Source organism: Ruegeria sp. K3, from assembly GCF_056531845.1.
This window is the reverse complement of the sequence record NZ_JBQFMM010000008.1, coordinates 38815-52116: the sequence shown is the minus strand read 5'-3', so window position 1 is coordinate 52116 and position 13302 is coordinate 38815. Positions and strand designations below refer to the sequence as shown.

Below are 13302 nucleotides of genomic sequence, written 5' to 3'. Positions count from 1 at the left end.
ACCCGTGACCTATCATCCTGATCTCACTGGACATACCGCTCTTGTGACCGGGGCCAGCTCCGGCCTTGGTCGCAGAGCGGCAGAGGTACTGTCGCATGCTGGCGCTAAGGTCGTGGGCGTGGCGCGACGTGCAGAAGCGTTGGCCGAGCTGGATCAGGTTCATGCGCTGCCATGGGATCTTTCGGATCGCGATCGGTTGGCAGAGCTGGCCGTTGCCGCGTCGCAGCCGTTTGGGGCACCGGATATTCTGGTGCATGCCGCCGGGATCAACACGCGCGAGCCTGCGGATTTGGTGTCACCAGAAGGATGGGACATAACAATCGGGTTGAACCTTGCCGTTCCCTTCTTTCTGTCGCAGCACCTAGTGCCCGATATGAAGGCCAAAGGCTGGGGACGGATCGTAAATTTCGCATCGCTCCAGTCCAGCCGAGCTTTTCCAGGTGGGCTTAGCTATGGGGCGTCTAAGGGCGGCGTGGCACAGCTGACCCGAGCAATGGCCGAGGCCTGGTCATCAAGCGGAATATGCGTAAACGCGATTGGCCCTGGGTTCTTTCGAACCGAGCTGACGGCTGCAGTGTTCAATGATCCTGAACGCGCGAACCGTAATGCTGCGCAGACCTGTATCGGTCGCAACGGTGAGCCCAAAGACCTCGACGGCCCGTTGCTGTTCTTTTGCTCTGATGCCTGTGCCTACGTGACCGGGCAAGTTTTGATGGTTGATGGGGGGTTTACAGCGAAATGAGAGCGTTAGTCTACACCGATGTAGAAACACTGGAATACCGCAATTTCGCGGACCCGGAGCCCGGCCCCGATGAGGTTCTCGTCCGTATCGATAGCGTCGGCATTTGCGGGTCCGACATGCACGCCTATCTGGGCCATGATGACCGCCGCCCGGCACCGCTGATCCTCGGCCATGAAGGGGCCGGAGTGACTGCTGATGGTCGCCGCGTAACCATCAATCCGCTGGTAAACGACCCCAACAGCGCGGCCAGCCGGTCCGGACGTGAGAACCTTTGCCCCTCGCGACAGATCATCTCAATGCCGCCGCGCGAAGGCGCTTTTGCGGAATATGTCGCTATCCCAGAGCGCAATTTGATTGAAGTGCCCTCGCATATCACGCTGGAGCAGGCCGCACTCGCCGAACCGATTGCGGTCAGCTGGCATGCGGTGCGGCTGGGGCTTGCGGCCCTGCACCCGGCAGACGAACGGCGTGCCCATGTGATTGGCGGCGGGGCAATCGGGCTAGCGGCAGCTCTCGCGCTCACTGCGATGGGGGTCGAGCAGGTGACCTTATCCGAACCCAATGCAGCCCGTGCGACCTATCTTCGCGACACCTGTGGAATCGCCGTTGTGGACACACCGGAACAGGACATTCCATTGGTGATCGACGCAGTGGGGTTTGCGTCTACCCGTGCGGTTGCCTCGGCGCTCGTCAGCCCGGGCGGGGTGATTTTGCACATCGGCCTAGGCAGTTCCGAAGGTGGATTGGATATCCGACGCATCACGCTGCAGGAAATCACGCTAATCGGCACCTACACCTATACCGCACAGGACTTCCGCGACACATGCAATGCCATGTTCAAGGGCCGCCTCGGGACGCTTGACTGGGTTGAAACCCGCGACCTGTCCGACGGGGCCTCGGCCTTTACAGACATTCGCGCTGGCAAGACGCTTGCGCCGAAAACCATCCTTAAACCATAGCAAAAACCGGAGACCTTCATGTCAAATCCAGCCCCAAATGAAATACCGCACCTTTTGGTGCATGAAGAGGAAGACAATGTCGGTGTCGTGGTCGTCGAAGGCCTGACTGCAGGCACCGACATGCTGTGCTGTATTACACATGACAACTCGACCTTTCGCCTGACCGCAGGTGCGGATGTTCCGATTGGCCACAAGATTGCGCTCACGGACCTCAAGAACGGCGATACGGCGATCAAGTATGGTGAGGATATCGGCAAGATCATCGCTGACATCCCACGCGGCGGGCATGTCCACACGCAAAACTGCAAGACCAAGCGCTGGTAAGGGGTTAATACCATGAGCAAATATTCAAACATGACTGTCATGGGCTACCGGCGCGAAAACGGCCGGGTTGGTGTGCGCAACCACGTGCTGATCCTGCCCGTCGATGACATTTCCAACGCCGCCTGCGAGGCGGTCGCCAACAACGTCAAGGGCACGCTGGCAATCCCACATGCTTATGGCCGCCTTCAGTTCGGCGAGGACCTCGAGCTGCATTTCCGCACCATGATTGGCACAGGGGCCAACCCGAATGTCCACTCGGTGGTGGTGATCGGCATCGAGCCGGGTTGGACCAAACGCATTGCCGACGGCATCCGCGAGACCGGCAAGGACGTGGCAGAGTTCTCAATCGAACAGAACGGTGACTTCGAGACCATCCGGCGCGCTTCATGGGCCGCCAAGGATTTTGTCCACAAGGCCACCGAGGTCCAGCGCGAGGAATGCTCGATCAACGAGCTTTGGATTTCGACCAAATGCGGTGAAAGCGACACGACAACGGGTCTGGGGTCCTGCCCAACCGTTGGCAACATGTACGATAAGTTACTACCCGAAGGGATCACCGGATTCTTCGGTGAAACCTCGGAAATCACCGGGGCGGAACACATCTGTCAGAAGCGGGCCATCAATGAAGAGGTGGGCGAACGCTGGTACAAGATGTGGAAAGCCTATCAGGACGATGTAATCTTTGCCCATCAGACCGATGACCTCAGCGACAGTCAGCCAACCAAGGGCAACATCGAAGGTGGCCTGACCACCATTGAGGAAAAGGCGCTTGGCAACCTCGAAAAGATCGGCCGGACTTCGCAATATATCGACATTCTGGAACCTGCCGAGCAACCTAACTCGGGCAAAGGCCTTTACTTCATGGACAGTTCATCAGCTGCGGCGGAATGTGTGACGCTGATGGCGGCGGGCGGTGCTGTGATCCATACCTTCCCGACAGGTCAGGGCAACGTGGTGGGCAACCCGATCGTTCCGGTCATCAAGATCACCGCGAACCCGCGTACAGTGCGCACCATGGGCGAGCATGTGGATGTTGATGTTTCAGGCATCTTGCGGCGCGAACAAACCATCGATCAGGCTGGTGATGCTCTGATCGATATGATCCGCAGGACAGCAAACGGCCGTAACACCGCGGCAGAGGCGCTGGGACATCGGGAATTCTCGATGACAAAACTGTATCGCAGCGCATAGTAACCTCAAGGCGGCCATCGCATATGCGGTGGCCGTCTTTCTCTTGAACCGAGGTCCAGAATGGGCGCGGCTCGAGGTGTTTGGCCACTAAGGCAGGGCGGGGTCCTGGGCAACAGATCAGAACCTTATAATTCTGAAAGTACTTATCAAGTTATGATGCACCAAGCCCTGCTCGTTGACATCGCCGAAACTCACTGGGAGTGCTTTACATGTATAAATCCATATTGATCCCCGTTGCCATTGATCATGAAGAGTTGGTTGCTGAGAAAATCACCACTGCCCGCAAGCTTTTGGCAGCTGACGGAAAGATCACACTACTTACAGTTCTGGAACAGATCCCGGGTTTTACGGCGGAATTCGTGACAGTGAAATCCGAGAACCATCTGACCAACAAAATCATGGGAACCCTAAAGTCGATCGCCGGAGAAGCGACCGATATAAACTGCCAGGTAGAAACGGGAAAGCCAGGGCTGCGCATTACCGAGTTCGCACGGGAAATCGGCGCTGATTTGATTGTTGTCGGAGCGCATCACCCATCGGCAATGGACTATTTTCTCGGATCAACGGCAGCACGTGTTTCTCGTCGGGCATCGTGTTCCGTCTTGATTCAGCGACCGCAATCTTGAAAATTCTCTAAGCGTCGACCCGAACGCTACAGCTGCGCTGCGAGAAGCAGGTGGCCACGGCACCACTCCATGGGTTCGCACCCCTGTTGGATGTTTTCAACCGTGTACGATCGACGCCAGCGAGAATTGCCCAGGTACACTATGGGAGCCGACGATTGCCTTCGAGATATGCGGACATTTACCCCTCGGAACCTTTACTAAACAGCGATGCGATCGAGCGGCCTTCGGCTGCAGGGTTGATGTCCGTTCGGTATTTCCGGGCTGAGCCGGATCAGATGCCCGAGGATGTTTTCAAAGAGCATCACGTGCTTCTCAATCTCCAGACCATTCCGCACAGAGTTCAGAACTGGAGGGATGGTGAGTTGCGGGATTTCATGTTTCACAAGGATGAAATCATCGTCACTCCGGCTGGTATGCGATCGGGTTGGCGGTGGTACGCGACGTCTGATGTCATCGTTATCACACTGGACCCGGCTAAGGTTGAACGCTTTGCTCAGTCCGAGCTGGGCATGCTGCTTGACCCGCAGCAATTTCGGGATTTGCCGCAGTTCTCGGACCCTGATCTGTGCACGGCTGGCGTTATACTGCGTGACGCATTGGAATCGACCGACATGTCTTCGGTCGTGATGTTCGAAGCCATGAGCCGCGTATTCCTAGTGAAACTGCTCCAGAAATATGGAAAACGCCGGATCGAAGATGTTCAGCTGTCATCCCGCTTCACATCCCGGCATTACCAGCGCGTTTTGGCCTTTGTACAGAACCGGCTGGATCAGACCATAACCGTTGAGCAGCTCGCGACCGAGGCGGGAATGAGCCCTTCGCACTTCGCACGCATGTTCAAAGAGACGTTGGGCACGACCCCGATGCAATATGTCATGGCCTACCGAATTGAACAGGCGATGAAGATGATGCAGGACCAGCAGCGTCCTCTGGGTGATATCGCTTTGGAATGTGGCTTTTCCGATCAGGCTCATTTCACGCGCAGCTTTAAACAGGTGGTGGGACAAACCCCCAAGGCTTATCGCGCGGCCAACATGGCTTGATGCAGGATCATTCAAAAACACAGCAGTCCGGTGCAATCAAGTGAACCTCCGGCAACGTATCTCTTTCGTCATCGGGCTTGCGCCCATCCAGACAGACTTTGGGAGATATCGCGATGAAAACCCTCGCTCTGAATACCGCTGCGGCTTTAATGGCCTCGACAGCTGCCGTCGCACAGGTCGAAACCCGCATTGTCACCTTTGAGAATGAAGGTGCCACCCTATCCGGCACACTGTACCTACCCGAAGAACGCGGCGATGCACCATTGCCAACGGTCGTGGTCACAGGGGCCTGGACCTCAGTACAAGAACAGATGCCGGCGAACTATGCCCGGGAAATGGCCGAACGCGGATTTGCCGCCTTCACCTTCGATTTCCGGGGCTGGGGCAAATCCGGCGATCTGCCGAACCAAGCGCGCTTTGTCGAAAGCCCCGAAGCCAAGACCTCGGACATCAAGGCAGCGATCGAATTCATAGCGACCCTGCCAGAAGTGGACGCCGAGCACATCAATGGGCTGGGTATCTGCGCCTCAGCGGGTTATATGGTCGATGCCGTCTCGGGCAACCCGCTGGTTCAGCGACTTGGTTTGGTTGCTCCCTGGCTGCAGAACGCCGAAATTGTTGAGGCCGTCTACGGCGGCGCAGAAGGTGTTGCCGGCTTGCTTCAAGTCTCTCGGGCTGCCGAAGCCGCCGGGGGCCAGATCATTCCTGCCGCGGGTCCAGAAGGTGCCGAAGGCGTGCTGATGCCGATCGGTGGTTACTACTATGAGGCTGACCGTGGAGCGATCCCGGAATATGATGACAAATGGAACAATGCAGGCTGGGAAGGCTGGCTGACCTACCATCCCGCCGACAACCCACAGCGTCTGGATAAACCGCTGACCATTGTTCACTCTGAAAGCGCAGCGATCCCGCAGGGCGTGCAGACCTTCCTTGCCGGATTTGCCGGTGACGCGACTGCGCAGTGGCTCGAGGATGTCACGCAGTTCGATTTCTACGACAACCCCGAGGACGTGACACGGGCGGCCGACGCCGTTGCCGACCACTTCCGCGCCGGATTGGATAATTGATCCTGCTGATCAGGCGTCGGGCCTCGCTGTCCGACGCCTCATTCCCTTGGAGACCCCTATGACCCGAAAACTTCAACTAGCACTCGCGGTCGCGACCGTTATGGGAGGCAACGCAATGGCCGATACCCCCGAAGACAATATGAAAGTGGTTCAGAACTTTTTTGCGGCTTACGGCTCGAACGACCTTGATGGAATCGCCGCTGTCATGGACGAGGACGTACAATGGCACATTCCCGGCCGCCATCCGCTGAGCGGCACCAAAAACGGTCGGGATGAAGTTTTGGCCTTCTTCGCCCAGTTGGGCGCAGCTGGGTTTCAGGCTGACCCGATCTACTTTGGCGCGGATGAAACCCATGTTGTAGATATTCACCGAGGCTGGTCCAACGCCGAAGGTAAGCCGAATGTCGATACCATCTGGGCTCTGGTCTACCGGATCGAGAACGGCAAGATCGTCGAGGCCACCAATCTCAGTGCCGATCAGGATGCGGCAAATGCGTTTTTTTGGTCGCAATACACCTTAGCGCCCGTGCCTGAACGCCTGGCTAATGAATGAAGCAGGCGCAGCAACGTACGTTGCTTTGTCCAACTCTGACAAAGGACCCGGATATGAAACGATCCCTCATCGCCATGCTCGCCGCCATAACAATGATTGGAGGCCCTGCATTGGCCGATCAAACCGACATCACCCGCACCCTAACGGATATCGCTGCAGGCGCAGACCGGCACGATTGGACCCGTGTAAGGGATGCCTTCGCCGATCACGTCACCATTGACTACACCAGCCTTTGGGGTGGAGACCCGGCAACCCAACCCGCTGACGAACTTGTTGCGGGCTGGGCCGCCTTCCTGCCCGGGTTCGACAGCACGCATCACATGGTGACCAACCACGCAATCACCTCAGTTTCAGAAATCGCCGCGACAGCGCAAGCTGATTTCACCGCCACCCACCGTCTTGACGATGGCCTATGGGTATTGGGCGGCCGCTATGACTATGCGCTGGAAAAAACAGGTGACCGCTGGGTTGTGACAACGATGACAATGACCGCTCTTTGGGAAACCGGCGACCGTGGTCTCGTCGCCCTCGCCGGTGAACGCGGGGCTAAGGCCAACTGACATCAGTTAACGCTGCATCGTTGCGCGCCGGCTGCCTTGCCAGAGCGATGTTGGCAATCTCACTATTAGGCTTTGCTTTCGGTTAACTGACGAAAATTCAAAGGAAACCTCATGACCGAACAACGTATCGCACTTGTGACCGGAGCCAATCGAGGCATCGGTAAAGAAGTCGCCCTACAACTGGCCCGCGATCATGGATTATTTGTTTTGGTAGCATCGCGCGACCCGCAAAAGGGACAAGCCACGGCCGAAGAGATTGGGCATGGAGCTAAGGCCTTGCAACTGGACGTGTCCGATCAGAGCTCGGTCAACGCTGCCTTTGATAAGATCAACTCCGAATACGGATATCTCGACATACTGGTAAACAATGCAGGCGTTGACTACGACACGGATCAGCACTCGCTCAGCGCCGACCTGGTGCGCGTACGCCGTGCTTTGAGACCAACTTCTTCGGAGCCTGGGCAACAACCATTTCGGCCGTTCCTTTGCTTCAAAATGGTCATGATGCCCGGATTGTAAACGTGTCTTCCGGCTCAGGAGCGCTGACAGGCATGTCATCCAGCACTCCCGGATATGGCATCTCGAAAACAGCGCTCAATGCGCTGACCATCAAGACTGCGGCTGATTTGAAACCCGAAGGCATCCTTGTCAACGCAGTGTGCCCCGGCTGGGTCGCCACTGACATGGGCGGGGGTGGTCGCCCGGTGTCCGAAGGGGCCAAGGGCGTCGTGTGGGCTGCAACACTGCCCGTGAACGGTCCAACAGGTGGTTTCTTTCGGGATGGGGTGCAAATTGATTGGTAGGATTTATCCCGGCACCATGAAATCGATCAGTTTCCTGACACGCTCGGGCAACAGGCGACGGCTGGGATAAACCGCATACATGTCTCGTGTCAGCGGGACAGTATTCTCAACTTCCAGTCGTCGCAGATCGCCCTCCACCATATCCTTCGGCAACATCGCTATCCCCAGATTACGACGAGCGGCCTGTGCGATGACATCAAGGTCGCCAATATTATGGGCTATGTGGGCTGGATTCACCGTCTCTCCCGTTTCCAGTACCCAGGGTTGACCCGCTATCAGTGCAGGAAGAGTCTGGAACTTCGGTCGCGTTAAAGGACCCGAAAGTCCGTGCTCTCGAATGAAGCCCTGCCCTGCGCAAAAACAATATGGAACTGACCATAACCGCTTGGCAACAAGACCGGAGTCCGCAAGCGGACCGACCCGAAAGGCGAGGTCGATATTGTCCGCGAAAAAATCCAGCATGATGTTAGTCGTCGTCAGTTCAAGCTGGACCTGAGGATTTTGTTCGGCGTAATCCACCAGCTTTGGCCCTATCGTTGTACGAGCTGCCAAGGGTGGGGCCGTAATGCGAATCGTGTGGTGCCGCGTGTCATCGGTAAAACCCGCAACACGCTGAAGCGCTTCAATCGGATCCTGACAACGATCCAGAAGACGGCGCCCCTCTTCGGTCAGGCGCACCTGCCTTGTCGTGCGCTCGAATAGCTTAGCGCCCAGATGATCCTCTAACTTGGCAATCCTGCGGCTAATCCTGCTAAGCGGAATACCCAGACGATCTGCAGCTTTGGAAAAGCTGAGGTGGTGGGCGACAATAGTAAACAGGCCAAGGTCGTTGAAGATCATAATTCTGTCTATGAGATAATACCTTCTAAATTCAACTATTATCACGAAATGGCGTCATCGCTATCTTCTGCGAAACAAAAGGAGATGCATCATGCCGTACGCGATAGAAATCACCCAAACTGGCGGGCCCGAAGTTCTGCGAAGTGTTGGCCAAGCGGTCGCACAGCCCGGTGCCAGAGAAATCCTGATCCGTAATCATGCCGGGGCGGTGAATTTTATCGATACGATTATTCGCCGTGGCGAAATGCCAGAGGGCATGATGCCAGACCTGCCCCATGTACCCGGCGTTGAAGGTGCCGGAATCGTCGAAGCGACGGGCAAAGATGCCGTTGGTTTCGCCGTGGGTGATCGCGTCGCATGGATGGGGCCGATTGGTGCGGGCGGCTATGGTACGCATTCCGTAATAAGTGCACCTTATGTAACCAAAATTGCCGATACCATCGCCTTTGAAACCGCAGCAGCAATCCCTGTCAACGCAATGACGGCCTATCACATGCTGGTCAATCTGGGCGGTGCGGCGGCCGGAAGATCCGTACTGGTGCATGCGGCTGCAGGCGGAGTGGGCACGATGGCCCTCCACATCGCCAAGCATCTGGGCATGACTGTGATCGCTTCGGTCAGCACTGAAAAGGTCGGATACGCCCAGGCGCAAGGAGCAGATTTTGTCATCGACTATCGTACTCAGGACGTGGCCACGCTGGTGTCAGAGATCACAAGTGGGCGCGGTGTTGATTTGACGTTGAATCCGGTTTCCGGTGACTCCTTGAAATCAGACCTTGATGCGCTGGCTCCCCTTGGAACGGCTGTGCTCTTCGGATTCCTTGCCGGGCCGCCAGCTGGCGGTTTTGCCGAGGATCTGGCGAAACACTTCCAGAAATCTGTCTCAGTTCGGGTCAGCGATATTTACACGTATTTTTCCAACCGACCAACTGCATTCGGCGCGGACATGACCAAGGTATTCAAGCTGTTGGAAACTGGCATTCTGCGTCCTCAGATCACCACATACCCAATCGCCAAGGCCACGGAAGCGCATCGCCGCCTAGAGGCGGGCGAAACCACCGGCAAGTTGGTGCTCAGCATCGATTGACTCATTTAACAAACACGACAAGCAAGGAACCAAAGCAATGAACTCGGTTTTCGAAACGGCCCTCATCGGCAAACACGTTGTTATCATTGGCGGCAGCAGCGGCATGGGTAAGGCCACCGCAAAGCTGGCGGTGGCGCTTGGTGCGAAAGTTACCATCGCCAGCCGGAGTCCCGCCAAGCTGGAAGCAGCAGCGGCAGACATCGGAGGCGAAGTTCAGATCGCACCGGTCGATACCACCAACGAAACTGGCATGAAGTCCTGGGCCAGCGGCCTTGAAAAAGTAGATCATCTGGTCATCTCTGCCTCAAGCGCAGCGCGTGGGGCCTTCGCCGAATTGCCAACCACTGACCTGCGCGCGATGTTCGAGGCTAAATTTATCGGGCCCTATGTGGCGGCGCGTGAAGTCTTGCCTGTCTTGACTGAAGGCGGCTCCATCACCTTCTTTTCTGGCGTCCTCAGCCGCCGACCCTCTGCCGGTGCAACGGGTCTTGGGGCCGTGAACGCGGCGGTCGAAGCCCTGTCCAAGGGGTTGGCATTGGAGCTATCAAACCGTGCGCGTGTGAACTGCATCAGCCCTGGAATGGTTGCGACCGAGGCTTACGCGGCAATGTCGAATGAGGCTCGCGAGGCCATGTTCGCTCAGGTTGGTAACAGCCTGCCCGTCGGACGCATTGGTGAGGCAGAGGACATCGCCCAAGCTGTGATAATGGCAATGACAAATGGCTATCTCACAGGCGCTGTGCTGGATGTGGATGGAGGTCACCTGGTGCGTGGCTGAATGGCCAATGCGGATTGGCCTGATCCAATCAGGGCTCTTCCGCGTGATATAGGCCTAGCTGATGGCGACGCTTGTGAAAGGTCGCCACTCTTTCGACAATCTCGTCGCTGGCCACTGCAATGACGAAGGACAAAAGCGTTTCGAGCAATGCGATAGTACTTACTGATGACGGGAAGAATTGCGGCGTATCCGCCGAGATGACGAACCCGTGTTGTGCATTGCGCAGAACAGGGCTGGCTGGGCTGTCAGAAAGACCGACCACCGTCATGCCCTGCTCTCGGGCAACTTGCACCGCCTCGACCACTTCATTCCGATAAGGTTTGCAGGTCATCGCAATTAGCACATCGCGTTTGTCCGCCCATGCCAGATCGTCAATCGGATTTGATCCGGCGCGCGGGATAGCATGGAACTGCACCATGCCCGTCGAGGCCAGATAAACAAAGTTTCGCGCATTCGAATTGTTCACACCAACGCCCAGCACGAACACGTTACGCGAATTCCAGATATCTTCAGCGGCGGCTTTCAGCTGTTCGGACGAGATATTGGCAAACGTCTCCTCGACATTGCGCAGGGCGTCCTGAACCATATCCGCATAAAGCCCGCCCATATTGCCGGACTTACGAATATCCTGCAGCCAACGCGCGCGCTCCGGGAAATCGGCCTGCCCGCGCCGGATCGCCTCGCGGAAGGGAACCCGGAAATCTTCGTAGCCTTCGAACCCCACCTGCCGCGCCATTCGGACAATGGTATTGGGTTTCACATTGGCGGCTTCAGCAATTTCGCGTACAGTCGATACGCCCACGTCGCGCGGGTTCTCAAGCACATAGGTCGCAGCCTTGCGTGCCTCGGGTGTCAACTGAGACAGTTCTTCCGCCAGCCGTTCCAAAACTAAATTTGATACATCTGTCCCATTCATGATTGACGATGGTATTTTTGTTTGCATACGGTGTCGAGACCAAATCGACTCAGGGGGCCGGACCGATGTATTTCAGCTCACTCCCGCGTTTGATTGAGGTCACCGTAAATGCATCGACGGAGTTTGCCGCATGGCCCAATCCGAGACAATGAAGGCGATGGTCACCATGGGGCACGGTGATCTGGATAAGATGGTCTGGCACGAAAACTGGACCTGCCCCACTCCCAAACCGGGCGAAGTTCTGATCAAGGTTGGTGCCTGTGGCCTGAACAATACCGACGTAAACACTAGGTCCGGCTGGTATTCTAAAACAGTCAGCGATGCGACCACCGGTGGCGCGTTTGAAGAGGTCGGCACTGATGACCCAACCTGGGGCGGAGCGCCACTGGCCTTTCCGCGCATTCAAGGGGCGGATGTCTGTGGGCAGATCGTTGGAGTTGGAGACGGCGTGGATCCAAACCGCTTGGGCGAGCGTGTGATAACCGATTGCTGGTTGCGCGATCCGACCGATCCGGTGAACAAGGACAAAACCGGCTACTTCGGATCAGAGCGAGATGGCGGCTTTGCCGAATACACAACGATCCCGGCTGTCAATGCGATAGCCATCCAATCAACACTTTCGGATGCTGAGCTGGCAACCTTCTCCTGTTCCTACTCAACCGCCGAAGGCATGCTGACCCGCGCCAAGGTCACCGCGGCTGACACTGTTCTTGTTCCGGGCGCATCTGGCGGCGTCGGTGGCGCTCTGGTTCAACTGGCCAAGCGCCGAAATGCGCGGGTCATCGCGATGGCGTCGGAGGCTAAGCACGACAACGTGGCTCTGTTGGGTCCAGATGTCATCCTGTCCCGCGCCCCCGATGAATTGCGCAAATCGTTGGGAGACGAAAAGATCACGGTCGTTGCCGACGTGGTGGGCGGGTCATACTGGCCGCAGCTTATCAGCATTCTTGAACGCGGCGGACGCTATACCTGCTCGGGCGCCATCGCGGGCCCTATGGTCGAGTTCGATTTGCGGACGTTCTACTTGCGCGATCTGACCTTTACAGGCTCGACCGTCATCGACCCCGAAGTAATGCAAAATCTTGTACGTTATATCGAAGCGGGCGAAGTAAAACCGGCCCTGGCCGCAACCTACCCTCTAAGCCAATTGCATGAGGCACAAACCGCCTTCATCGCGAAGAAACACACCGGAAACATCGTGGTGATCCCATGACGTTGGATGATGTTTTAATGGCCGCCAGGCGATTGCATCAGAACCACCCGGATTTGGCGGGTTTTGGGGGTTGGCCAACGGATTTATCCAGAACGGACTTACAGCCCGCACAAATTCCGGCAACCCGGCTTGTCAGCAAATTTGGTCTGAGCGGTACGCCCGAAACACAGGCATTGGTTACGGCCATTGCAGCAACTGCTGAGCAGGCGCACTGGAAACTGACCTATTCCGAATCCGAGGTCGGTGCGGATTTCTTGTCCCGATACGGGTATTACGAATTGTTCGGACCCAGCGGGCATTTCCATTCGACCCAACTACGCGGTTATGTCGCCTATTGGGGCGCAGGTCTGCAGTATGACTGGCACAGCCATCAGGCTGAAGAGCTATACCTCGCGCTCGCTGGAAAAGCCTGTTTTAAGGTTGAAGGGAATGCACAGCTTGTCGGGCCGGGCCAGACCCGCCAGCATGAAAGTTGTCAAAGTCACGCCATGACTACAAGCGATCATTCAATCCTAACCTTTGTCTTGTGGCGGGGCGATGGAATGGATGATCTGCCTCGGATGGATGCCGCATGACATACTGCGTCGAGGTGAAACCAAA

17 protein-coding genes are annotated in these 13302 nt (G+C 56.7%); 15 read left to right on the top strand and 2 right to left on the bottom strand.

The genetic code is table 11. The annotated features are described in order from the left end of the window. The first annotated feature begins 4 nt into the window (after nt 1-4). From ACR0MP_RS14770 to ACR0MP_RS14720, 11 genes are all read left to right on the top strand, one after another. The gene (locus tag ACR0MP_RS14770; protein WP_170402129.1) at nt 5-742 is read left to right on the top strand and encodes an SDR family oxidoreductase; all 738 of its coding nucleotides are present in this window, start codon (nt 5-7) and stop codon (nt 740-742) included. Further along, nucleotides 739-1701: an alcohol dehydrogenase catalytic domain-containing protein gene (locus ACR0MP_RS14765; RefSeq protein ID WP_170402130.1), complete on the top strand. Its 963-nt coding sequence runs from the start codon at nt 739-741 to the stop codon at nt 1699-1701. The genes ACR0MP_RS14770 and ACR0MP_RS14765 overlap by 4 nt, the downstream gene beginning before the upstream one ends. Nucleotides 1702-1719: 18 nt before the next feature. Beyond that, a complete protein-coding gene (locus tag ACR0MP_RS14760) occupies nt 1720-2025 on the top strand; it encodes a UxaA family hydrolase (RefSeq protein WP_170392543.1) in 306 nt (101 codons plus the stop codon). 12 nt (nt 2026-2037) lie between these two features. Next, on the top strand, nt 2038-3216 hold the full coding sequence (locus ACR0MP_RS14755; protein WP_170392544.1) for a UxaA family hydrolase: 1179 nt from the start codon (nt 2038-2040) through the stop codon (nt 3214-3216). 209 nt (nt 3217-3425) lie between these two features. After that, nucleotides 3426-3842: a universal stress protein gene (locus ACR0MP_RS14750; RefSeq protein WP_170402133.1), complete on the top strand. Its 417-nt coding sequence runs from the start codon at nt 3426-3428 to the stop codon at nt 3840-3842. Between the two features lie 155 nt (nt 3843-3997). Further along, the gene (locus tag ACR0MP_RS14745) at nt 3998-4885 is read left to right on the top strand and encodes a helix-turn-helix domain-containing protein (protein ID WP_170402136.1); all 888 of its coding nucleotides are present in this window, start codon (nt 3998-4000) and stop codon (nt 4883-4885) included. 113 nt (nt 4886-4998) lie between these two features. Then, complete coding sequence (locus ACR0MP_RS14740) at nt 4999-5952, top strand: alpha/beta hydrolase (protein WP_170513551.1); 954 nt, start codon at nt 4999-5001, stop codon at nt 5950-5952. Nucleotides 5953-6010: 58 nt separating this feature from the next. Beyond that, on the top strand, nt 6011-6505 hold the full coding sequence (locus ACR0MP_RS14735) for a nuclear transport factor 2 family protein (protein ID WP_223116901.1): 495 nt from the start codon (nt 6011-6013) through the stop codon (nt 6503-6505). 53 nt (nt 6506-6558) lie between these two features. Beyond that, entirely contained in the window at nt 6559-7065 is a 507-nt protein-coding gene (locus tag ACR0MP_RS14730) for a nuclear transport factor 2 family protein (protein ID WP_170735734.1), read from the top strand. A gap of 111 nt (nt 7066-7176) precedes the next feature. Further along, nucleotides 7177-7584, top strand: coding sequence for an SDR family NAD(P)-dependent oxidoreductase (locus tag ACR0MP_RS14725; RefSeq protein ID WP_480887074.1), 408 nt, complete (start codon nt 7177-7179; stop codon nt 7582-7584). Continuing rightward, complete coding sequence (locus ACR0MP_RS14720; protein WP_480887072.1) at nt 7551-7868, top strand: SDR family NAD(P)-dependent oxidoreductase; 318 nt, start codon at nt 7551-7553, stop codon at nt 7866-7868. The genes ACR0MP_RS14725 and ACR0MP_RS14720 overlap by 34 nt, the downstream gene beginning before the upstream one ends. A 3-nt stretch (nt 7869-7871) precedes the next feature. On the opposite strand, the gene ACR0MP_RS14715 is transcribed toward ACR0MP_RS14720, so the two are convergent. After that, nucleotides 7872-8708, bottom strand: coding sequence for a LysR family transcriptional regulator (locus ACR0MP_RS14715; protein WP_480867298.1), 837 nt, complete (start codon nt 8706-8708; stop codon nt 7872-7874). Nucleotides 8709-8799: 91 nt separating this feature from the next. On the opposite strand from ACR0MP_RS14715, the gene ACR0MP_RS14710 reads away from it, so the two are divergent. Together ACR0MP_RS14710 and ACR0MP_RS14705 are read left to right on the top strand one after the other, a co-directional pair. Further along, complete coding sequence (locus tag ACR0MP_RS14710) at nt 8800-9795, top strand: zinc-binding dehydrogenase (protein WP_170512830.1); 996 nt, start codon at nt 8800-8802, stop codon at nt 9793-9795. Nucleotides 9796-9832: 37 nt separating this feature from the next. Continuing rightward, nucleotides 9833-10573, top strand: coding sequence for an SDR family oxidoreductase (locus ACR0MP_RS14705; RefSeq protein ID WP_480762197.1), 741 nt, complete (start codon nt 9833-9835; stop codon nt 10571-10573). A gap of 28 nt (nt 10574-10601) precedes the next feature. Here the strand turns inward: ACR0MP_RS14705 and ACR0MP_RS14700 are convergent, their stop codons facing one another. After that, a complete protein-coding gene (locus ACR0MP_RS14700) occupies nt 10602-11489 on the bottom strand; it encodes a MurR/RpiR family transcriptional regulator (RefSeq protein WP_170392553.1) in 888 nt (295 codons plus the stop codon). 130 nt (nt 11490-11619) lie between these two features. Here ACR0MP_RS14700 and ACR0MP_RS14695 point away from each other — a divergent pair, with 130 nt between their 5' ends. Then, nucleotides 11620-12702, top strand: a complete 1083-nt coding sequence (locus ACR0MP_RS14695) for an alcohol dehydrogenase family protein (RefSeq protein ID WP_480887070.1) — start codon at nt 11620-11622, stop codon at nt 12700-12702. 17 nt (nt 12703-12719) lie between these two features. Then, complete coding sequence (locus ACR0MP_RS14690; RefSeq protein WP_480887068.1) at nt 12720-13277, top strand: dimethylsulfonioproprionate lyase family protein; 558 nt, start codon at nt 12720-12722, stop codon at nt 13275-13277. The last annotated feature ends 25 nt before the right edge of the window (nt 13278-13302 follow it).

Bases quoted from the DNA above. Each gene is read 5' to 3' on its own strand.
- ACR0MP_RS14690 (WP_480887068.1), top strand. From the start codon at position 12,720: ATGGCCGCCAGGCGATTGCATCAGAACCACCCGGATTTGGCGGGTTTT.
- ACR0MP_RS14755 (WP_170392544.1), top strand. From the start codon at position 2,038: ATGAGCAAATATTCAAACATGACTGTCATGGGCTACCGGCGCGAAAAC.
- ACR0MP_RS14735 (WP_223116901.1), top strand. From the start codon at position 6,011: ATGACCCGAAAACTTCAACTAGCACTCGCGGTCGCGACCGTTATGGGA.
- ACR0MP_RS14705 (WP_480762197.1), top strand. From the start codon at position 9,833: ATGAACTCGGTTTTCGAAACGGCCCTCATCGGCAAACACGTTGTTATC.
- ACR0MP_RS14700 (WP_170392553.1), bottom strand. From the start codon at position 11,489: ATGAATGGGACAGATGTATCAAATTTAGTTTTGGAACGGCTGGCGGAA.
- ACR0MP_RS14710 (WP_170512830.1), top strand. From the start codon at position 8,800: ATGCCGTACGCGATAGAAATCACCCAAACTGGCGGGCCCGAAGTTCTG.
- ACR0MP_RS14715 (WP_480867298.1), bottom strand. From the start codon at position 8,708: ATGATCTTCAACGACCTTGGCCTGTTTACTATTGTCGCCCACCACCTC.
- ACR0MP_RS14695 (WP_480887070.1), top strand. From the start codon at position 11,620: ATGGCCCAATCCGAGACAATGAAGGCGATGGTCACCATGGGGCACGGT.
- ACR0MP_RS14725 (WP_480887074.1), top strand. From the start codon at position 7,177: ATGACCGAACAACGTATCGCACTTGTGACCGGAGCCAATCGAGGCATC.
- ACR0MP_RS14740 (WP_170513551.1), top strand. From the start codon at position 4,999: ATGAAAACCCTCGCTCTGAATACCGCTGCGGCTTTAATGGCCTCGACA.
- ACR0MP_RS14730 (WP_170735734.1), top strand. From the start codon at position 6,559: ATGAAACGATCCCTCATCGCCATGCTCGCCGCCATAACAATGATTGGA.
- ACR0MP_RS14750 (WP_170402133.1), top strand. From the start codon at position 3,426: ATGTATAAATCCATATTGATCCCCGTTGCCATTGATCATGAAGAGTTG.
- ACR0MP_RS14760 (WP_170392543.1), top strand. From the start codon at position 1,720: ATGTCAAATCCAGCCCCAAATGAAATACCGCACCTTTTGGTGCATGAA.
- ACR0MP_RS14765 (WP_170402130.1), top strand. From the start codon at position 739: ATGAGAGCGTTAGTCTACACCGATGTAGAAACACTGGAATACCGCAAT.